This is a genomic window from Streptomyces sp. NBC_00207 (assembly GCF_045160965.1).
Lineage (GTDB): Bacteria > Actinomycetota > Actinomycetes > Streptomycetales > Streptomycetaceae > Streptomyces.
The window spans coordinates 8,591,365-8,612,175 of record NZ_CP130715.1 but is presented as its reverse complement, the minus strand read 5'-3'; the positions used below and the strand labels follow the sequence as shown (position 1 = coordinate 8,612,175).

At 72.0% G+C, this 20,811-nt stretch carries 18 protein-coding genes; 12 read left to right on the top strand and 6 right to left on the bottom strand.

What is annotated here, in order from left to right; genetic code table 11:
* Positions 1-43 precede the first annotated feature (43 nt).
* On the bottom strand, positions 44-1,768 hold the full coding sequence (locus OG472_RS39725; protein WP_401610668.1) for a serine/threonine-protein kinase: 1,725 nt from the start codon (positions 1,766-1,768) through the stop codon (positions 44-46).
* Between the two features lie 103 nt (positions 1,769-1,871).
* Positions 1,872-3,365 carry an IMP dehydrogenase gene (locus tag OG472_RS39720; protein WP_405834032.1) on the bottom strand — a complete coding sequence of 498 codons (1,494 nt, stop codon included), beginning with the start codon at positions 3,363-3,365 and terminating at the stop codon, positions 1,872-1,874.
* Positions 3,366-3,862: 497 nt separating this feature from the next.
* On the opposite strand from OG472_RS39720, the gene OG472_RS39715 reads away from it, so the two are divergent.
* A complete protein-coding gene (locus OG472_RS39715; RefSeq protein ID WP_401610665.1) occupies positions 3,863-5,359 on the top strand; it encodes a cellulose binding domain-containing protein in 1,497 nt (498 codons plus the stop codon).
* A 115-nt stretch (positions 5,360-5,474) separates the two neighbouring features.
* Here the strand turns inward: OG472_RS39715 and OG472_RS39710 are convergent, their stop codons facing one another.
* Positions 5,475-6,122 carry a hypothetical protein gene (locus tag OG472_RS39710; protein ID WP_401610664.1) on the bottom strand — a complete coding sequence of 216 codons (648 nt, stop codon included), beginning with the start codon at positions 6,120-6,122 and terminating at the stop codon, positions 5,475-5,477.
* Positions 6,123-6,572: 450 nt separating this feature from the next.
* Between OG472_RS39710 and OG472_RS39705 the strand changes: the two genes are divergently transcribed.
* Positions 6,573-6,806: a hypothetical protein gene (locus OG472_RS39705; protein ID WP_405942840.1), complete on the top strand. Its 234-nt coding sequence runs from the start codon at positions 6,573-6,575 to the stop codon at positions 6,804-6,806.
* Between the two features lie 62 nt (positions 6,807-6,868).
* Here the strand turns inward: OG472_RS39705 and OG472_RS39700 are convergent, their stop codons facing one another.
* Positions 6,869-7,603: an SDR family oxidoreductase gene (locus OG472_RS39700; RefSeq protein WP_405942839.1), complete on the bottom strand. Its 735-nt coding sequence runs from the start codon at positions 7,601-7,603 to the stop codon at positions 6,869-6,871.
* Between the two features lie 71 nt (positions 7,604-7,674).
* Here OG472_RS39700 and OG472_RS39695 point away from each other — a divergent pair, with 71 nt between their 5' ends.
* The 3 genes from OG472_RS39695 to OG472_RS39685 all read left to right on the top strand — a co-directional run bounded on the left by OG472_RS39695 (position 7,675) and on the right by OG472_RS39685 (position 10,064).
* A complete protein-coding gene (locus OG472_RS39695; protein WP_405942838.1) occupies positions 7,675-8,634 on the top strand; it encodes a LysR family transcriptional regulator in 960 nt (319 codons plus the stop codon).
* Between the two features lie 22 nt (positions 8,635-8,656).
* A complete protein-coding gene (locus OG472_RS39690; RefSeq protein WP_405942837.1) occupies positions 8,657-9,172 on the top strand; it encodes a recombinase family protein in 516 nt (171 codons plus the stop codon).
* Between the two features lie 148 nt (positions 9,173-9,320).
* The gene (locus OG472_RS39685) at positions 9,321-10,064 is read left to right on the top strand and encodes a carbonic anhydrase (protein ID WP_405942836.1); all 744 of its coding nucleotides are present in this window, start codon (positions 9,321-9,323) and stop codon (positions 10,062-10,064) included.
* 66 nt (positions 10,065-10,130) lie between these two features.
* On the opposite strand, the gene OG472_RS39680 is transcribed toward OG472_RS39685, so the two are convergent.
* On the bottom strand, positions 10,131-10,370 hold the full coding sequence (locus OG472_RS39680; protein ID WP_401610656.1) for a chaplin: 240 nt from the start codon (positions 10,368-10,370) through the stop codon (positions 10,131-10,133).
* 68 nt (positions 10,371-10,438) lie between these two features.
* A complete protein-coding gene (locus tag OG472_RS39675) occupies positions 10,439-11,134 on the bottom strand; it encodes a helix-turn-helix domain-containing protein (RefSeq protein WP_405943243.1) in 696 nt (231 codons plus the stop codon).
* 563 nt (positions 11,135-11,697) lie between these two features.
* Between OG472_RS39675 and OG472_RS39670 the strand changes: the two genes are divergently transcribed.
* The 7 genes from OG472_RS39670 to OG472_RS39640 are packed head-to-tail and all read left to right on the top strand — an operon-like array spanning position 11,698 to position 20,808.
* Complete coding sequence (locus OG472_RS39670) at positions 11,698-12,981, top strand: lysine N(6)-hydroxylase/L-ornithine N(5)-oxygenase family protein (protein WP_405942835.1); 1,284 nt, start codon at positions 11,698-11,700, stop codon at positions 12,979-12,981.
* Positions 12,981-14,534, top strand: a complete 1,554-nt coding sequence (locus OG472_RS39665; protein ID WP_405942834.1) for a class I tRNA ligase family protein — start codon at positions 12,981-12,983, stop codon at positions 14,532-14,534. Before OG472_RS39670 ends, OG472_RS39665 begins: the two co-directional genes overlap by 1 nt.
* Positions 14,531-15,598, top strand: a complete 1,068-nt coding sequence (locus tag OG472_RS39660; protein WP_405834018.1) for an NAD(P)/FAD-dependent oxidoreductase — start codon at positions 14,531-14,533, stop codon at positions 15,596-15,598. Before OG472_RS39665 ends, OG472_RS39660 begins: the two co-directional genes overlap by 4 nt.
* Positions 15,595-16,962: an MFS transporter gene (locus tag OG472_RS39655; protein WP_405942833.1), complete on the top strand. Its 1,368-nt coding sequence runs from the start codon at positions 15,595-15,597 to the stop codon at positions 16,960-16,962. Before OG472_RS39660 ends, OG472_RS39655 begins: the two co-directional genes overlap by 4 nt.
* On the top strand, positions 16,962-18,230 hold the full coding sequence (locus OG472_RS39650) for an ATP-grasp domain-containing protein (protein WP_405942832.1): 1,269 nt from the start codon (positions 16,962-16,964) through the stop codon (positions 18,228-18,230). Before OG472_RS39655 ends, OG472_RS39650 begins: the two co-directional genes overlap by 1 nt.
* Positions 18,227-19,510 carry a lysine N(6)-hydroxylase/L-ornithine N(5)-oxygenase family protein gene (locus OG472_RS39645; RefSeq protein WP_405942831.1) on the top strand — a complete coding sequence of 428 codons (1,284 nt, stop codon included), beginning with the start codon at positions 18,227-18,229 and terminating at the stop codon, positions 19,508-19,510. The genes OG472_RS39650 and OG472_RS39645 overlap by 4 nt, the downstream gene beginning before the upstream one ends.
* Entirely contained in the window at positions 19,510-20,808 is a 1,299-nt protein-coding gene (locus tag OG472_RS39640) for an ATP-grasp domain-containing protein (RefSeq protein WP_405942830.1), read from the top strand. Before OG472_RS39645 ends, OG472_RS39640 begins: the two co-directional genes overlap by 1 nt.
* Positions 20,809-20,811 lie beyond the last annotated feature (3 nt).

The following is a 20,811-nucleotide window of genomic DNA, read 5'->3' as shown; positions in this document are numbered from 1 at the left end:
GCTCCGGCCGGGGCCGGGGCCGGCCCGACAGCGCTTCCCCGCATCAGAGCGCCAGCGTGCGCCAGCCCTGGGTGATCTGCTCGCGGACGGCTTGCGCGTCGGGCGCCGGCCGCTCCGGTGCCCGGTCGGCCGTCAGCAGCTCCACGAGGGCCGCGCCGTCGGCGGGGCGCGCCGCCGGGTCGGCGGTCAGCGCCCTCGTGACGGCCGCCGCGAGGGCCGGGTCGAGCGCCTGCACGGCCGCGAGCGCGGCGGGCTCGGGTCCGGTGTCCACGATCCGGCGGATCACGGCGCCCGTACTGGTCGCGGAGAACGGGCTGGTGCCGTGCGCCGCGCACACCACGCAGCAGGCCCAGGCCCAGACGTCGGCGGCCGTGCCCACGCGCTCGTCGCCGAACTGCTCCGGCGCCATGTACGTCAGGGTGCCCGGGCCGCCGCCGGTCCGGGTGAGCCGGGTGCCGTCGACGATCGCCGCGATGCCGAAGTCGAGCAGGCGCGGACCGGCGGTGGTGAGCATGATGTTGGCGGGCTTGAGGTCCCGGTGGACCAGGCCGAGCCGGTGCACGCCGGACAGGGCCACGGCCAGCGCGAGCGCCAGGGCCTTCAGCGCCTCGGGCGAGCGGATCGGCCCCTGCTCCCGCAGGTGCACGTCGAGCGGCCGCCCGTCCAGCAACTCCATGGCCAGGTACGGCCGTCCGGAGTCCACTCCGGAGTCGAGCACCCTGGCCGTGTAGGCGCCCGACACCATGGCCAGCACCTCCGCCTCGCGCTCGAATCGCTGCAACAGCTCGGCGTGGTCGAGGAGTTCGGGGTGGATGGTCTTCAGGGCCACCTGGGTCACCGCCCCCTCGCGACGGGCGAGGTACACCGTGCCCATCCCACCGGCCCCGATCCGGCCGAGCAGCCGGTACCCGCCGATCGCCCGCGGCTCGTTCGGATGCAGTTCCTGGTACGCGATCTGCGGCGCGGCCCCGGCGTCGACGCTGCCGGCAGCGCCGACGCCCCGGTCGGCCTGCGTCGGCACGTACGCGGCCGGCTGCGCGGGCGGAGCGGACGGGACGGGCGGCAGGTGGCCGGGCCGGGCGTGGACGGCCTGCGCGGCCGCGGCCGTCCGCGCGTCCGGGGCGGGCTGCGCGTGCGGGACCGGCTGCGCGTCCGGGGGCGGAACCGCTGTGGCGCCCCCGCCGACGGGCCGGCCCCTCCCGCTGGCCACCAGGGCGACGATCTCGCATAACAGGGCCGCCAGGACCAGTCCGGCCGGCAGGAACACGCCGAGGACGAGCCGGAGGGCGAACAGGGCGGCCAGCCGGAATCGCACCGCGGGCGAGGCCCAGACCCGCGCGGACGGGCCGGCGGCCAGCAGATTGCGCTGCGTCAGGACCCACAGCACCAGCCAGACCAGCAGAACCGGGATCGCGGCGCCGAGGAACCAGAGCCGCGCCGTGGCGAGGGGGATGCCGAACTCGATGGCCAACGCGAGCGCGTGCCCGGTGGCGATCGACTCCAACAGCAGGTCGAAGCCGGGGATGACGTCGGAGGTCATCCAAAGCAGCAGGCCGATGCCCCCGACGAACGCCAGCGCCAGCTCCCCGAGAGCCGCCGCCGAGACCTCCGGCCGGACCACGGCCGCTCCCCCGGTCGCCGACACCCGCTCACGCACCCCGCGCTGGGCCCGCACCAGCAGCGGCAGCGACACCAGCCGCACCGCCAACGCCGGTCCGACCACGGCCAGGACGCCCATGCCCAGCGACATCTCCACGTACTCCGCCATGCTTCCCCCGCGCTCCCCTGTGCAGCCTGTCGGCCGGGCAGGGGGAGTATAGGTTCCTCAGCCCCTCCTTACCCCTGCAAACCCGCTCCCTGGTGCGGTCGGATCACTCTCCGGAGTCGATGGTGGGCTGGCGCAGCTGTACCTCGGCACCTGTCTGCTTGAACGACTCTGCGGACACCGGTACGAGCAGCGCATCGCGGTGGAAGTCCTGCAGGTTGGTCGACCCGCAGCTGATCATCGTCGAGGTGAGCTTCGCCCGGGTCCGCTCCACGTTGTCGTACAGGCTGCCGGCGTAGGGCACGTAGCCGTCGACACCCTCTTCGAAGACCATCCGGCCGCGCTGGCCGTACCGGGCTGCGTTCTGCGCGCGCCGCGAGCCCTCACCCCAGTACTCCTTGTACCACTGGCTGCCGATCTGCAGCTTCCGCGACGGGCTCTCGTCGAGCCGGGCGAAGTAGCGGCCGAGCATGATGAAGTCCGCCCCCATCGCCAGCGCCATCGCCATGTGCGAGTCGTTGAGCAAGCCGCCGTCGCAGCACAGCGGCACGTACACACCGGTCTCCTGGGCGTAGGCGTCGCGCGCCTGGACCACATCGAGCAGCGCGGAGGCCTGCCCGCGGCCGATGCCCTTCTGCGCCCGGGTGGTGCAGATGGCCCCGCCGCCGATCCCGACCTTCACGAACGCCGCGCCCGCATCGGCCAGGTAGCGGAAGGCCCTGCCGTCGACGACGTTCCCCGCGCCGACGAAAACTTCATCCCCGTACGCCTCCCGGGCGAATTCGAGGGTCCTCGCCTGGTGTACGGAATAGCCGTCGGAGGAGTCCAGACACAGCACGTCCGCGCCGGCCTCCATCAGGGCGGGAATGCGGTCCTTGAAGTCACGGGAATTGATACCGGCCCCCACGCGCAGACGCTTGTCGCTGTCCACCGTCGCGCGGTGATACGTCTTGTGGGCCTGATAGTCCTTCTTGAGGACCAAGGAGACGACGCGGCCGTCCTCGAGCACCGGCAGAACGTCCAGATGGTGCTGCCAGATCAGTTCATTCGCCTCGGTCAGGGAGACCGAGGCCGACGCGGTGACCAGGCCGGCGCGGCCCCGCATCCGGTTGCCGGCGGTCTCGGAAGCCCCGTGCCGCTCCAGATGGAAGTCGTCGAGGCTGATGATCCCCAGGAACTCGCCGTCCGCGTCCCCGCTCTGCGTCACCACCGCCACGCCCTGCTCGGCCTCGGACAGCTGCCGGGCGACCTCACCGAGGGGCGTCTGCGGCGCCACGGTGATCTCGCTGGTCCGGAAGCCGGCCTTGTGCCGCTTCACCGCCAGCACGTCCGCGGCCTGGTCCTCGATCTGCTGATTCTGGTGGATGAACGACAACCCGCCGACCTGCGCAAGTGCCACCGCCAGCGTCGGTGACGACACCGCCTGCATGATGGCGCTCACCATGGGCGTGGCGACCCGGATTCCCGGCTCCTCGCCGACCCGGTGGCGCACCAGCGGCGCCCCGAGATCCACGTTGTCCGGCGTGCAGTCTTCGGTGGTCAGGCCCGGGATGAGGAGGTATTCGCTCAGCGTACGAGAAATCTCGGGGAGGATTTTCACATGGTCTCCAGCAAGGAGCCTGCGCACCGATCGACGACGGATCGGCGAGGCTCGTACGGGCAGTGCGGATCGATGCCGACCGGTGGCGCGCCATCGGAAGAGTGCGCTCTGGAGATCCTCAGAGCGGGCGCACCCGGCAGAGCAGTGCTCGCACGCGCGGCCGAATCGGCGGCGAAGGCACGGCAGACCCGATCCTCCGCGCGGTGCTGCACAGGCGCTGACTTCCATTGCGCCATACGTGATCTTACCGCACCGGCGTCGTCGAACTCGGCTTCCCCTCCTCGCACTTGGCTGCCACGCCCCGACCGTACGCAGCACCGTCGAACGGCGGGGCGCAAGGGCTCCGCAACGCCGCTTCCTTGGCCCTCCCTTACCCCTTCCTTAAGCGGAACCTAAGACTCACAGGGGGCGCACCGAAACGAACGAATGTCCGTTTCGGTGCGGCTAGCGTGCTGCCGCATCCTCCAACTCCCCAGTAACACAGAGGCAGGCACGCGATGGGCAGCACAGTCGGGCACCGGCGCAGGACGAGCGGCAAGGCCAAGGTCACGGGAGCGATCGTGGCGGCGGCGGTGATCGGAGGCGCGGCCTTCGCCTTCACCGGAACCGCCCAGGCGGCCTCCGTCGGCGCCGTGTACACGAAGTCCAGCTCCTGGAGCGGTGGTTACACCGGCCAGTACGTCATCACCAACCACACCGGCCAGGCGCAGTCGGACTGGACGCTCCAGTTCGACCTGCCGGCGGGTACGAAGATCGACTCCCTGTGGAACGGCACCCACACGGTCTCCGGCCGGCGCGTCACCGTGAAGCCCGCGAGCTGGAACGGGCAGCTAGCGGCCGGGGCTTCCGTCACCGTCGGCTTCGTCACCAGCGGGTCTGACTCCCCCGGCAATCCGACCGGGTGCCTGATCAACGGGGTGAAGTGCTCCGTCGATCAGGGTGCGACGACCCAGCCGAGCGGGCGGCCCACCGCCCGTCCCACCGTCACCGCGACCGCCACCGCGGCGCCGACCGCGACCGCCACCTCCGCCGCCCCGACCAAGACCACGGAGCCCTCGCCCACGGCTACTCCCACCGCCCCGGCCCCCGCGCCCGGCGGCAGCGGCGCGCGCTTCGCCCCGTACGTGGACACCTCCCTCTACCCCGCCTACGACCTGGTCGACACCGCGGCCAAGACCGGCGTGAAGGAGTTCCACCTCGCCTTCATCACCTCCGGCGGCGGCTGCGCACCCCTGTGGGGCGGTGTCACGGATCTCGCGAGCGACAAGGTCGCCGCCCAGATCGGGGCGCTGCGCGCCAAGGGCGGCGACGTGCGGGTGTCGTTCGGCGGGGCCGCCGGGCATGAACTGGCGCTGAACTGCGCCACCGTGGACGAACTGGCCGCCGCGTACGGGAAGGTCGTCGACCAGTACAAGCTCACCAAGGTCGACTTCGACATCGAGGGCGCGGCCCTGCCGGACACCGCGGCCAACGCGCGCCGTGCCCAGGCCATCGCCCGGCTGCAGAAGTCCCACCCCGGCCTGGACGTCGCCTTCACCCTGCCCGTGATGCCCGAGGGGCTGACCCAGCCCGGTGTGGCGCTGCTGGCCGACGCCAAGAAGAACGGCGTACGGGTGGACGCCGTCAACATCATGGCGATGGACTACGGGCCGGCGTACAGCGGGGACATGGGGCAGTACGCGATCCAGGCCGCGACGGCCACCCAGGCCCAGATCAAGGGTGTGCTCGGGCTCTCCGACGCCGCGGCCTGGAAGGCGGTGGCCGTCACGCCGATGATCGGCGTGAACGACGTCGCGAGCGAGATCTTCACCGTCGAGGACGCGACGCAGCTGGTGCAGTTCGCGGCGTCGAAGGGGATCGGCCGGCTGGCCATGTGGTCCTCGACGCGCGACAAGCAGTGCGCGGCGGGCGCCGTCAACTACGCCGATGCCACCTGCAGTTCGATCCTGCAGCAGCCGCTGGCCTTCACCAAGGCGTTCGCCGCGCTCAAGTAGTCGCGCTTAAGGGTCGCGCTCAGGTGGTCTCGCGCTCGCGTGGTCGCGCCCCAGCGGCCGCCGCCCAACGCCCCACGGGCCCGCTGCACATGACGTGCGGCGGGCCCGTCGCGTGCTACGCGAGGATGCCCGCGCGGGTGGCGAGGTCGAGCGCCACCTCCGGCCGTGGCGCGGGGCGGCCCTCGGTGTGGCCCGGCGCCAGCAGGGCCCTCACGTCGTCCGCATCGGCCTTGCGCTCGTGCGCCAGCGCCGCGAACCGGGCGACGGCCTCGCCCAGGCTGCGTGCCCGGTCGTACGGGGCGTCGTACGCGGCCACGGTGAGCGCGAGGAACTCCTCGTGCGAGCCGACCCAGGGGGCGGCCCCGTCCAGCCCGTCCTCCCTCAGCTCGTCCGGGTACGGGATCCGGTGCCAGGCGCCGCCCTCCCACCAGTAGACGAAGCCGAAGAGGTTCCCGGCGGCGTCGTCCCGCAGGAGCTCCCAGGGCAGCCACGCGGGGCCGCCCGCCAGGAAGTCGATCTGCTCGCCGGCGGCGTGGGTGTGGCTGCCGTCGGGGTCCTGGCCGCAGAACACGGCGCGTTCCCCGTCGAGCACGGTCAGCCGCCACCAGCCGCCCGCGCCGGTGGAGTGGCACCACAGGCCTTCGTCGTCCAGGGAGAATTCGGTGCTGGTCGAGCAGGCGGCGTCGACCATGGCCATGGTCACCGCCCTCGCCCACAACAGCTCGGGGTGGTCGAGGTCTTCGGGTCGGCTCGGCGTGTGCATGGTGTGTGGTCTCCTCCCTGTGCCGGGACACAGCCTCGCACGCCGCGGCGGCGGCTTTGAGCGCGGGCACAGCCCGGCTGCCCATCGGCCCGGGGGCTGCCAGCCATTCCCTCCCGGGCAGGAGCCGCTCCTCATGCCGGTCCTCGACTCATCCCGTGCGGACACCGCCCTGGCGCGGCGCCGCCGCGCGCTTCCCCCAGGCCAGGTGCCCGTGGGCCGATGTGAACGACGTCCTGCTCGTGGTCAGCGAGCTGCTGGGCAACGCCGTCCGCCACACGGACGGCGGATGGCTGCTGCGGATGGCCTGCCGACCCGAGGCCCTCATCGTCGCGGTCCACGGCAGCAGCAGCGCCCGGCCCGTTCCCCGAGCAGCGACCCGGTTGGGCTGGGCGGTGCAGTGGGGGACGGTGCGGGCGCCGCCTCGTCCCCCGACGCGCCAAGACGCTCAGCGTGCCGACCCCCGCCGTACGCAAGCCGGGGTCCGCGTGGGCCGAGCTGCCCCAGCCCGGCCGGGCACGTCCGCCTCGGGTACACCCGCGCCTCGACCGCCCGGCAGTCTCGGAGAAGTTCTCCACCCTCGCCGCCCGGCGCCCCGAGTTGGAGGCCGCCGTCAAGCTCGCCGGGGAGATCCGTTCCACCGGCGTCGCCGTCACCCTCGTCGTCCACGAGCACAAGTGCCAGTGATCGTCACGGCGGGGCTTGAAGACACCCCGGCAGGCTTCGGGCGGGGACGGCGCGGCATGGTTTCACCAGGGAATCGGCCCGTCCTCGGCCAGAAAGGCGCCCGTCGGGCCGTCCTCGCCCGCCGTCGCCAGGTCAACGGCGACGGCCGCGCCCTCCTCCGCCGTGCGTATCCCGGCGTGGCGGTTGAGATCGGTCGCGCAGTAGCCGGGACTCACCGCGTTGACCAGGATCCCTTCGGCGCGCAGTTCATTGGCGTAGAGCACGGTGATCGCGTTCAGCGCGCTCTTCGAGGTGCAGTAAGGGAGGAGGATCGAGTAGTAGGCGGTCCACGGGCTGTCCGGGTCGGCCTGGTGGGTGAGGGAGCCGAGTTCGCTGGACATGTTGACGATGCGTGCGGCAGCGGAGAGGCGGAGCAGGGGGAGCATGGCGTGGGTCACCGCGATGACGCCGAACACGTTGGTCTCGTAGACCTGCCGGACGGTGGCGGCGGGGGTTTCACTCGGCTTTTGCGGTCCGGCGGCGATCGCAGCGTTGTTGACGAGGATGTCGAGGCGGCCGAACGTGGCGTCGATGTGCTTGGCGGCGGCCTGGACCGAGGTCTCGTCGGTGACGTCCAGCGGAACGAACCGTACGTCGGCGCCGCCCGCGCGAAGCTCCTCGGCCGCCGCCTCGCCACGCTCGGCGTTGCGGGCGCCGATCAGCACGGTGATGCCGAGGGCTGCGAGCCTGCGCGCCGTTTCCTTGCCGATGCCCTTGTTCGCGCCGGTGATCAAAGCAGTCTTCTGCGAAGTGGTCATGGCACCCAGCCTCCCCTCGCCCACGGGCTGCAGGGAAAGACCAGAAGACTCTGGATCTATAGTCCACAGATATGAGTGAGCTAGAGGTGCGGGAGCTGAGGTACTTCATCGCGGTCGCCGAGGAACTGAACTTCAGCCGGGCCGCGCAACGCCTGGGGATGGCGCAGCCCCCGCTGTCGAAGGCGATCGCTCAGATGGAGTCCCGGCTCGGGGTACGGCTGCTGGAGCGCACCACCCGGCAGGTGAGGCTGACCAACGCCGGTCAGGTGCTGCTCGACCAGGCCCGGATCGCGGTCGACGCGGTGCACGCGGCGGCCCGGCGTGCACGCCGGGCCGGTCAGCCGACACCCCAGCTCGTCGTGGCGGTCAAACCGGGAGGCGATGCCGGGCTGCTGCGGGACATCCTCGCCGCCTACCGGGGTACGGGTTCGCATCTGCCGCCGCCGGAAGTCGTCGTCGGCGGCAGCGGAGAGCCGATCGCCATGCTGCGGGACGGCCGTGCCGATGTAGCGCTGCTGCGCAGCCCGTTCGACGGACAAGGGCTGGATTCCCAGACGCTCGTGGTCGAGCCGCGACTGGCCGTCCTCCCCGCCGCGCACCGCCTGGCCGGACGCCGGCGACTGCGGCTGACCGACCTCAAGGGCGAACCGATCCCGCGCTGGAAGGGGGCCGCCCCCTCCACCACCGCCTACTACACCGGATACGACGGCGCCGAAGCAGGTGATGACGATGGCGATGCCGACACAGGCTTGGCGCCGGCCGACACTCCTGAGGGGCCGCTCGTGGCCAGCGTCGAGCAACTCCTGGAGGTGGTCGCGCTGGGGCAGGCGGTGGCGTTCCTGGCACTCTCCACCACCGAGCGGCACCAGCGCCCGGACATCGCCTACCGGCCGGTCACCGGCCTCAGCCCCAGTGCGGTCATGGTCGCCTGGCCGGAGACCTCGCGATCCGCAGCCGTCGCCGCCTTCGTCCAAGCCGCCCACGACGTCGCCGCCGACCACCCCGACCACATGACCGCACTGGCCTACTGACCGGGGGCTCTCACCCCTCGCCATGACGACCGCTGCAGGACCAATTTCAGACAACCACCAGCGCGATGAAAGGCCAGCACCCCCTCACCCGCCACCGCCATGTGCATGCCGCCTCGTCCCAGCGCTCGACCGCTACGGCCGGTCCCTCAAGGACCTGGTCAACATGGTCGGCGAACTCCGCCGCCACGAGATCGGCTTCTGCTCCCTGCACGAACGCCTGGACACCACCACCCGCGGCGGCCGTCTCGCCTTCCACGCCTTCGCCGCCCTCGCCGAGTTCCTCCGCGAGCTCATCGTCTCCGGCACCCGCGAAGGCCTGGACGCCGCACGCGTCCGCCGCCGTGTCGACGGCCGACCCGCCGTCTCCGCCCCCGAGATCATCCGCGCCGCCCGCGACCTGCTCCCCCACCCCGAGAACTCGATCGCCTCGATCGCCGAGCTCCTCGGCGTCAGCCCCGGCACCCTCTACAGCCACATCACCGACCTACAGGAACTGCGCGCCTCCGGCCGCGTTCGGAACCAGCTCAGCGCAGACTGACCGCTACCGCCAAAACCCGGGCCGGCCACGACCCCCTTCCGGCGCCGCCCGAGTCCCCCGGGTCCGCCCCGCGGGGACACCGAGCGGATCCCGCCAATGCGCTCGCGGTCCCAACTCCCGCACCCGTGGGCCGGGTTACCGTCCGACCATGCTTTCGAACACACGAACCCCCGCCGCTCTTCCGCGCAGTCGCCGCGCCCTGCTGCGCACTGCCGTTGCGGGCACGGCCGCCGCAGGCGCGGGCCTGGCCCTCGGTTCGGCGTTTCCGGCTGCCGCCGCCTCGCAGGACCAGGAGAGCGCCGAGCGCGTCACCACCCCCGCGCAGGCGCTGCGCCGGCTGGCGGCCGGCAACCAGCGCTGGCGCACGCAGCGCCAGGAGCACCCGCACGAATCCGCGTACCTGCGCCGCCGGCTCGTCGAGGGCCAGCAGCCCTTCGCGGTGGTGCTGGGCTGCGTCGATTCACGGGTGCCGCCCGAGCTGGTGTTCGACCAGGGGCTGGGCGACCTGCTGACCGTCCGGTCGGCGGGCGAGGTGCTCGACGAGGCGGTGCTGGGGAGCATCGCGTACGGGGTTCTGGAGCTGCGCGTACCGCTGGTGCTCGTCCTGGCCCACCAGTCGTGCGGAGCCGTGGCCGCGACGGTCCACGCGGACGAGACGGGCGAGCCGCTCCCTGCCCACATCCAGTACCTGGCCGATCAGATACGGCCGTCCATCGACCACGGCCAGCACGGTGACGCCCGCGTCGACGCAACGATCAACGCGCATGTCCGCGGGGTGCGCCGCCGGCTGGCGGCCGAGCCCGACCTCGCCGGGAAGGTGGCGGCGGGCGAACTGGCCGTGGTCGCCGCCCGCTACGAACTGCGCGACCAGCACGTCCGCACCCTGTCCTGACGGCGTCCGCGCGGGCGGCTCATCCCGGCGCTGTCCGCGACCGGGATGAGCCGGGCTTCACGACCGTCAGGCGTTGACGCAGACGTTGCCGGCAGCCGGGTTGAGCGCGCCGATCACACTGATGGTGTTCCCGCACACGTTGATCGGAATGTGGATCGGGATCTGGACCAGGTTGCCCGAGAGGACGCCGGGCGAGCCGATCGCGGCACCCTCCGCCTTGGCGTCCGCCGACGCCGAGGACGCACCGCCGATGACCGCCAGGCTCATCACCAGGGCAAGACCGGCACTCTTCAGAACACGCGACACGTGACATCTCCTTGTTACCGCACAGCGGTGCCTGAGCACCGCGCGGCCCCGAGGGGGACCGCCCCCTTTCATTCGGCAGCTGACGGCCGCCCGCCGTGGTTCAGGCCGCCGGTTCCCTCGAAGGGGTGCCCCCACGGCCCCCGTTTGGAGGCATCGGAGCCCGGTGGCCGTGGGGCCGTTCGACGGAGACCTGTTCGAGACGGCCGGCGCAACGCGCCGCCGGCCTGCGTCAGTTCGCTGCCGAGCCACCCGGCGACAGGGTGAGAACCGACCACGGGCGGTGATCCGCTCCCACGCGCTCCCCGGGGTCCGCGGCCTGGCGTCGGGGAGCGGCGGGGGTGAGCCGCGCCATCCCCTCGACGAGGACGAGAACACCCGCGCCCGCTCGCGGGACCGGGCCGCTGCGGATCGCGCAGCAGATGCCGGGCCCGCTCCATCGGGCGGCGCCGGATGTACGCCGCGACCGTGCCGCCGGTCTCCCTGCGGAACAGCCGGATGAGGTGCTTGTGGGAGACCCCGGCGGCCCGCGCGACCTCGGGCGCGCGCAGCGGCCGGGCCAGGTGGAACTCGACGAAGGCGATGGCGGCCGCCGCCGAGGCGTGCAGCCGGGCGCCGGGGGCCGGTGGGCTCGGCGAGCTCCGCGACCCGCCACAGCGCCCCCATATCTCGGCGTCCGCCCGGCGCGGGGCGCCCGGGGCGGCGGCGATGGCGCGCAGCAACAGCTGGGAGAGCGCGGGGAGCCTCGGCCCCGCGTCCTGGACCACGGGCACGGCCCGCGGCCCGCAGGGGCGCCGCTCGCCGCGCCGCGGCTCGCCCGGCCCCGGTAGCGCACCACCGCGCCCGGCGGGACGAGGCTCACATGGCCCGGCCGGATGGCGTGCGGCACTCCGTCGACGGTGAGCTCGGCGGCGTACCGGTACAGGTGCGGCTGCCACAGGTCCCGGGAGCCGGAAGACGTCGAGCGCGCCGGTGACCCCGTGCAGCCCGACCCCGATGCTCACGACGGCGGGCGGTCCTCGAGGGGCCCGGCGGCTACCTCCCGGGCCGGAGCCGGTAGCGGTCGTCCGTCATGGGTGCGGGGGCGACCCTCGTGAGGGCGCCTCGGGCGGGGCGCCACGGCGGTCGGTGCAGGCATCGCTGCGGCGGTCGATGCGGCCACCGGTGCGCAGCGAGGCATGCATGTCAGACCACTTGAGTCGGCGGCACCGTTTTCCCCGCTGAGATTCCCCAGTCGAAGGGACAAGTTCCCCTATCGATCGGGAACGGCGGAAATCTAGCCTCGCTACTGCCTGTCCGTGAGTCGGATCACTGTGATCGAGGGGGAAGTGTGGCTGATCGGGAGGTCGGTGTTCTGGCGATCGGTGCGGGGCCGGCGAATCTGGCGCTCGCGGTGGCCATCGAGGAATCGGGCTCGGCCGAACTGGCCGACGGCACACTGCTGCTGGAACAGAGCCCGGACATCAAATGGCAGCGCGACCTGCTGATGCCATGGGCACGCAGCCAGGTCTCCTTCCTCAAGGACCTGGTGACCCTGCGCAATCCGAGCAGCAGGTTCACCTTCCTCAGCTTCCTCCACTCCCAGGGCAGACTCGACGAGTTCGTGAACCTGGGCACCTTCCACCCCTTCCGGTGGGAGTTCTCCGACTACCTCCAATGGGTCGCCACCTCCCTGGAACGCGTACAGATCCGCTACGACGCCCGCGCCGCACAGATCGACCCGGTATGCGAAGCCGACGGATCGGTATCAGGCTGGCAGGTACGCCTCACCGACGGGGACACCATCCGCTGCCGCGACCTCGTGGTCGGGGGCGGACGCGATCCACGGGTACCCGACGTCTTCGCCACACTGCCCGGCGACCGGCTCATCCACAGCGCCCAGTACCGGACCCGGATCGCACAGATCCCCAAGGACGAACCCGTCCGCGCCGTCGTGGTGGGCGGAGCACAAAGCGCCGCGGAAATGTTCTTCGCGCTGCACGAGAACCTGCCGGCGAGCCGGATCACCATGGTGGTCCGCTCGATCGGACTGCAGAACTACCAGACCAGCAAATTCGTCAACGAGCTGTTCTTTCCGTCCTTCGTCGACGAGTTCTACGACAGCCCGCCCGAGGTGCGCGCACAACTCCTGGACGAAATGCGGTTCACCAACTACGCGGGGCTGGCACCGCCGTTCCTCGACGAGCTCTACACGATGCTCTACCGGGAGAAGACGCTCGGCCCGCAGCGGTCGGCCGTCCGGGCCATGACCGAGGTGGTGGGTGCCCGCCTCGACGGTGACGAAGTGGTGCTCGATCTCCGGGACCGGATCAACGGCAAGATCGAGCCGCTGCGGTGCGACCTGGTCCTGCTCGGCACCGGCTACGACCCGCGCAAGCCCGCGCTCGTACGGGACCTGGCCGCACGGGTCGGACTCGACCAGGTCACCGTCAGCCGCAACTACCGCGTCGACCTCGGCACATCCGCCTGGGGCGCCGTCTACCTCCAAGGCGTCAACGAAGAAACCCACGGCATCGCCGACTCCCTCATCAGCGTCCTCGCCCACCGCTCCCACGACATCCTCACCGACCTCCTCACCCGCCGCGAAACCGCCACCGAACCCAGGAGCGCGTGATGAAGCGGACGCTGGTGATCGCCCCCGGCCCGACCGCCAACGGCGATCTGCACCTCGGTCACCTGGCCGGCCCCTTCCTGGCCGCGGACGTGTGTGCGCGGTACGCGCGCGCCGCGGGCCGGGACGTGCTCTTCGGCACGGGCGTGCACTTCACGCAGAACTACATCGTGACGACCGCGCGGAGACTGGGCGTGCAGCCGGAGGACCTGCGCGTGCGGTCGGCCGGGCAGGTGGAGGAGACCCTGGCGGCCGTGGGGATCCGGCCGGACGGCTTCGTCCGGTTCGGCGACCGGTACGTGAAGACGGTCCGGCACTTCTTCGAGCGCCTGCACAGCGCGGGCAGGCTCCGGCTGCAGGGGGTGCGGTTCCCGTACTCGCCGCGCACGGGCGAGTACCTCACGGACGCGTACGTACGGGGCGGCTGCCCGGTGTGCCTCGCCGAGGGCTGCGCCGGGCTGTGCGAGACGTGCGGGCACTGGATCGCCTCCGGCGACCTGATCGGACCGCGCTCCACCCTGGATCCCGGCGATCCGGTGGAACTGCGCGAGCAGCAGGTGCTGGTGCTGCCGCTGGAGGACCACCGCGAGGCGCTCGTGGAGTACTTCGCGGGGCAGAGCGCGACGATGCGGCCGCGCCTGGCGCAGATGATCGAGGAGATCCTGTCCCGGCCGCTCCCGGACTATCCCGTCACCCTGCCGATCGCCTGGGGCATCCCGGCGCCCTTCCCGGAGGTCGCCGGGCAGGTGATCTACGCGGACGCCGAGACCATCGCGTGGAGCATGCACTGCACCGCGCTGGCAGCCGAGCACCGGGGTGGGGTGCTCGCCGCCGACGACGAGCTGTGGTTCTCCGACGCGGGCTCCGAGGTGGTGTACTTCTTCGGTTCCGACGCCGGCTTCGCCTTCGCGGTGGTCGGGGCCGCGATGCTGCTGGCCCTGGGCGGCTACGTCCTGCCCGGGCACTTCGTCACCAACGAGTTCTACGAGCTGGACCACGACAAGTTCTCCACCAGCCGCGGCCACGTCGTGACGGGGCGGGAGCTGGCCGCCGAGGTGCCGAGGGACCTCATCCGGTTCTATCTCGCCGCGACCAGCCCCGACTTCCAGCGCACGAACTTCACCCGCGAGGCCCTGGAGCAGGTGACCGGGGCGCGGCTCGTGCGGCCGTGGAACCGGGTCGCGGACAAGGTCGTCCCGTGGACGGGCCGGGGACCGCTGCCGGTGTCCGAGCGGTCCAGGGCCGCCGCCGGGCTGATGCTGGAACGTTTCGCCGCCGCCTACGACGTCCGCCGGTTCAGCCTCACCGCGGTGGCCTTCACCCTGTCCGAGCAGCTGGCGCGGCTGGACCGGTGGGAGGTGGGGCCCGATGACGCGGGCGACTTCTGCCACGAGGTGGAGGTGTTCCTGCGCTGCGCGGGGCCTGTCCTGATCGATCTGGCCGGGGAGGCCTTCCCGGACCCGGCGATCCCCGCCGCACGGCGGACCGCGGACGCCGGTCCCGTCACCCGGATCACGCCCGTACGGTTGCCACGGCTGGCGGAGACGGGGCCGTGAGGGCGGCGGCCGCCTCCCGGCAGGTGCTCGTCGTGGGAGCGGGCGTCACCGGGCTGCTGACCGCGGTGGAATGCGCGCTCGCGGGCCACCGGGTGACCGTGCTGGACCGGGGCCCGATCCCCAATCCGGAGTCGAGCTCGGCGGACCAGCACCGGGTCATCCGTACCTTCAGCCCGGACGACGCGGACGCCACCCGTCGGATGGCCGTCGCCCGGAGACGGTGGCTGGAACTCCAGACCCTGCTGGGCACCGTCTTCTACCGGCGTGTGGGCGTGGTGACCGCCTGGCCCCGGGAGCAGCTCACCGCGGTGGCCTCCGCGGCTGCCGCGGCAGGGGTGTCCGTGGAGAAGGTGGAGCCGGAGGGCCTGCCGTACCTGCAGTTCCCGGCCGGCTCGGCGGGCGTACGGGAGGCCGACGCAGGAGTGCTGCTCGCGGACCGGGTGCTGCGGGCCGCGGTCCGGTGGCTGAGCGGACATCCCGCGGTGGCCCTGCGGCCGTACAGCACAGTCACGCACGTGGACGTCGACTCGGCGCACGTCCTGCTGACCGGCGGGGAGAAGCTCGGCGCCGACCTGGTGCTGATCGCCGCCGGCCCGTGGACCCGCGATCTGGTCGAACAACCGGTCGTACTGCACCGCCAGACCATGGTGTACCTGCGGCCGCCCGCGGACGCGGCACGGTGGTGGGCGGGCGCGCCCGCGGCGGGCGGCCTCGGCACGGACGGGCGGGCCTGGGTGATGCCACCCGTAGACGGCACGCTCCTGAAGATCAGCTCCGACGCCGTGACCCGGGACGTGGGCACCACCGCGGACTGCGCGGACGAGGACCAGTCGCCCTGGGTGACCCGGCTGGCCCGGGCGGCGCCGCTGGCCGGCCTGGACCGCTACACCGTGGCGGCGGTGAAACCCTGCCACTACGTCAGCGCCGCGGACACCGGCGGTGCGCTGCTCGCCCGTGTGGGGCCCGCCGTCTGGTCGCGGGCGGCCTGCGGCGGCTCCGGTTTCAGTCAGGCCCCGCTCGTCGCGGGGCGGATCGTCGATGCCTTGACGAAGGGAGCGGCATGAAGAAGGAGGACACTCCGATCGGTGTGTTCGAGGCGCTGAAGGCGACCCCGACACCGGTCCGGTATCTCCTCGGGGGCGTGCTGATCAACCAGCTCGGCGCCTTCGTCCAGACGTTCCTCGTGCTGTACCTGACCTTCCGCGGCATGTCGGTCGCCGCCGCGGGTCTGACACTGGTCGCCTACAGCGCGGGATCCATCTTCGGCACGATGCTGGGCGGTGAGTTCACCCAGCGGTTCGGGCCCCGGGCCACGATCGTGACGGCCATGGCCGGTTCGGCCCCGCTGGTGGCGGCGATCTCGTGGCTGAGCGGGCCGGGGATGCTGTGGCCCCTGCTCGTCGTCGTCGGGCTGGCCGGCCTGTTCACCCAGGCCTACCGGCCGGCCGCGGCCGTGATGCTGAGCGATCTGATGCCGGACCGGTACCAGGTCATGGCGTTCTCGATGATGCGGATCGCGCTGAACATCGGCGCGGCCCTGGCACCGCTGATCGCCGCCGGGCTGATCCTCGTCAACTGGGACCTGCTGTTCTGGATCGACGGCGGGACCGCGCTGGTCTACGCACTGCTGGCCTTTGCCCTGCTCCCGAAGAAGACCGTGCAGGACGAGGCCGACGAGGAGGGCGCGGCCGGGGGCGGGACCGCACCGGCCGGAGCGGCCTCCGCCGGGGCCGACGGCAAGGCGGCCGACGGCAAGGGCGCCGGCGCCGCAGAGGGCCGGCGCACCGGCTCGGCGTACGCGGCGATGCTGCGCGACCGCAAGTACCTCTACTACCTGGCCGCCGTGCTGCTCGGCTCGCTCACCTACGCCCAGGGCCACATCGCGCTGCCACTGGAGCTGGTCGCCGACGACTACCCGACCAGCTTCTACAGCACGGTGCTCACCGTGTCGTCCGTCGTGCTGATCACGTGCGAGCTCAAGATCACCGCGTACCTCAGCAGACTGCCCAAGCACGTCCGGGTCATCACCGGCCACCTGGTGGAGGCGGTCGGGCTCGCGGTCTACGGACTGTCCTCGCGGTCCGGGGCGTTCACGATCGCGGGCGCGGTGCTGGTGGTGTCCGGAATCATGATTGCCGCTCCGAGCATGTTCGCCCACCCGGCGACGTTCCCCTCGTCGGTGAAGGCCCGCTACATCGGCACGATGCAGGCGGTCGGCGGTGCGGCCGGCGCCGTCGCCCCGCTGTTCGGCGTCTACGCCTGGACCGCGCTCGGCAGCGGCTTCTGGCTGCTGTGCGGCGTCGTGACCGCCATCGCCGGCCTGCTCGCCCTGGCCGGCGTACGGCAACCGCCCGAACCGGTCCCCGCCGAGGACCCGGAGGCGAACGCGGACGAGGGCAGGCCCGAAGTCGTCGGAGGTGCCTCGTGATGGCGCGGTCCGCGACGGACGGACCGGTCCTGGTCGTCGGGTTCGTGGGCGTGACGATGGCCGCCATCGGGGAGTTCCAGGGGGACGGCTCGGTCGTCTACGTCGAGGAGCCCGACGTCGTCCGCAAGCGGGGGGTGCGCGAGCAGATCGACGGGGTGTCCTTCGTCCGCGGCCTCATCGAGTGGGAGTACCACCTCGCGGGAAAGGCCGACGAGTTCTTCAACGCCCACCCCGGGCTGGCCCCTGCGGCGGTCGTCCCCGCCATCGAGTACGCGACGCCGTTCGCCGCCCGGCTCGCGGAGCGCTACGGCCTGCCCGGTGCCGGTCTCGGCGCCGCGCAGATCCTGCGCGACAAGGCGTTGCTTCGGCGGGTCAGCGCCGCCGCCGGCATCGCCAATCCGGACAGCGTCCCCGTACGGGGCCCGGCGGACGTCCTGGCCTTCCTGCGCGGCCGGCCGGGCCCGGTCGTGCTCAAGCCGGCGAACCGTCAGGCGTCGGTCGGCACACGGGTGATCCACGACCCCGATGAGGTCGAGGGGGCCTGGGCGGCCTGTCTCGTCCAGGACGAGGGCGTCTTCGTTCCCGACCGGCCCATGGAGCTCTCCATGCTGGCCGAACAGTACGTCGAGGGGCCCGAGTACAGCGTCGAGATGCTCGTACGGGACGGCGGCCCGCTCTTCGTCAACGTCACGGGCAAGCAGCTGTTCCCCGGGGCCCATCCGGTGGAGATGGCGCACACCGTGCCGGCCGACATCCCTCAGGAGCTCGCGGACCTGCTCGGCGGGCAGACGGCCCGGCTGGTCGGCGCCGTCGGCTTCCGCGACGGGATCGTCCACTGCGAATGGATCGTCTCGGACGGCGTCCCGTACCTCGTGGAATGCGCGGGCCGGCTGCCCGGCGGCGGCATCCTCGACACCATCCAGCTGGCCTATCCGGTGCAACTCCTGCGCAGCTACTACGCGGTGCTCAAGGGCGAGGAGCCGACGGGCGAACTGCCGCGGCGGGCGAAGGGCGGCGCCGCCGTCCGGTTCCTCGCGGCCGGTCCGGGCCGGGTGGCCTCCGTAACCGGCGTCGAGGCGGCCCGGCAGGCCGACGGCGTGTTCCTGGCCGCGGTCACCGTCGGGCCGGGCCACCGGTTCACGGGGCTGCACCACTCCTGGGACCGCGCGGGCATCGTCATGGCCACCGCGGACAGCTCGGCCGAGGCACTCCGGCGGGCCGAGACCGCCGCCGGCATGGTCCGAATCGACATCGAGGGGGAAGAGTGACTGACCGGGAAGTCGGTGTTCTGGCGATCGGTGCGGGGCCGGCGAATCTGGCGCTCGCGGTGGCCATCGAGGAATCGGGCTCGGCCGAACTGGCCGACGGCACACTGCTGCTGGAACAGAGCCCGGACATCAAATGGCAGCGCGACCTGCTGATGCCATGGGCACGCAGCCAGGTCTCCTTCCTCAAGGACCTGGTGACCCTGCGCAATCCCAGCAGCAGGTTCACCTTCCTCAGCTTCCTCCACTCCCAGGGCAGACTCGACGAGTTCGTCAACCTGGGAACCTTCCACCCCTTCCGGTGGGAGTTCTCCGACTACCTCCAATGGGTCGCCACCTCCCTGGAACGCGTACAGATCCGCTACGACGCCCGCGCCGCACAGATCGACCCGGTATGCGAAGCCGACGGATCGGTATCAGGCTGGCAGGTACGCCTCACCGACGGGGACACCATCCGCTGCCGCGACCTCGTGGTCGGGGGCGGACGCGATCCACGGGTACCCGACGTCTTCGCCACACTGCCCGGCGACCGGCTCATCCACAGCGCCCAGTACCGGACCCGGATCGCACAGATCCCCAAGGACGAACCCGTCCGCGCCGTCGTAGTGGGCGGAGCACAAAGCGCCGCGGAAATGTTCTTCGCATTGCACGAGAACCTGCCATCCAGTCAGGTGACGATGGTGGTCCGCTCGATCGGACTGCAGAACTACCAGACCAGCAAATTCGTCAACGAATTGTTCTTTCCGTCCTTCGTCGACGAGTTCTACGACAGCCCGCCGGAAGTGCGCGCACAACTCCTGGACGAAATGCGGTTCACCAACTACGCGGGGCTGGCACCGCCGTTCCTCGACGAGCTCTACACGATGCTCTACCGGCAGAGGGCGGTGGGCCCGCAGCGCTCAGAGGTCCGGGCGATGACCGAGGTCGTGGGGGCGCGGACCGAGGGAGGGGAGGTCGTACTCGATCTCCGGGACCGGATCAACGGCAAGATCGAGCCGCTGCGGTGCGACCTGGTGGTGCTGGGCACCGGTTTCGACGCGCGCAAGCCCGCGCTCGTACGGGACCTGGCCGCACGGGTCGGACTCGACCAGGTCACCGTCAGCCGCAACTACCGCGTCGACCTCGGCACATCCGCCTGGGGAGCCGTCTACCTCCAAGGCGTCAACGAAGAAACCCACGGCATCGCCGACTCCCTCATCAGCGTCCTCGCCCACCGCTCCCACGACATCCTCACCGACCTCCTCACCCGCCGCGAAACCGCCACCGAACCCGGGAACGCGTGATGGGAACCGGCGAGGGCACCCTGCTGGTCGTCGGCAGCGGGCTGAAGGTGTACCGGGAGTACCTCATCGCGCCGATCCGCCGCCGCGCCCGCGCGGCCGGCCTGGACATGGTGCTGCTCAACAACCTCAGACCCACCTGGCAGCGCGACTACTTCGACGAGATCATCGTCGCGAACGTCTTCGATTCCGAGGCGATGGGCGCGGCCGCGCGCGAGGTGGCCGCACGGCGCCGGATCACCGGCCTGATGTGCTGGGACGAGCCGCTGGTCCTGGACGCGGGCCTGCTCGCCGCCGAGTTCGGGGTGCCGGGACTGTCCGTGCCCGGCGTACGCGGGTGCCGGGACAAGGAGCGCACCAGGGCCGAGCTCACCGCAGCGGGCCTGTACCAGCCGGGCTTCGAGCTGACCACCACGGTCGAGCAGGCCCGGGCGGCGGCCGAGCGGATCGGCTATCCGGTCGTGGTCAAGCCGCGGGCCATGGGCGCGAGCATCGGTGTCGTGTTCGCCGCCGGCCCGGCCGAGGTGGAGGCGGCGTTCCGGATCGCCCTGTCCGCGAGCGAGGTCGATCCGGGACCGTACCGGGCGAGCGCTCTGGTCGAGGGGTACGCCCCCGGGCCGGAGATCAGCGTCGACGGCGCCGTGCACAAGGGCGAGTACCTCCCGATGTTCGTGGCCCGCAAGCACAGCAGCGACCAGCCGTACTTCGAGGAGGTCGGCCACCTGGTCGACGCGGCCGACCCGCTGCTGGCGGACCCCGAGCTGATGGGCACGCTGGCCCGGGCCCATCAGGCGCTCGGCATCGAGGACGGCATCACCCACACCGAGCTGCGGCTGACCCCGCACGGGCCGCTCGTCATCGAGGTCAACGGCCGCCTCGGCGGGGACCTGATCCCCTTCCTCGGGAGGACCGCCACCGGCATCGAGCCCGGCGAGGTGCTGTTCGACGTGGCCACCGGCCGGCGGCCCGACACCCGGCCCACACGGCGGGCGGTGGCCGGCATCCGGTTCGGCTGTCCCGAGCGCGACTGCGTGCTGCGCTCGGTGACGGTGCCGGCCCGGGCGCCCGGCCTGGTCACGGCCGCGCCGATGGCCGAGCCGGGCACCGTCCTGCGGCTGCCCCCGGGCGGCTACCTGGCACGCCACTCCTTCGTGGTGTGCGAGGCCGATGACACACCGACCTGCCTGGAACGGCTGGACGCGGCGCAGGCGCTGGTCGTACTGGACGCGGAGCCGATCGGCCCGCCGGAGCCGGACGCGCCGTTCGACATGCCGGCCGGGCTGCTCGACGTGGACGAATGACCG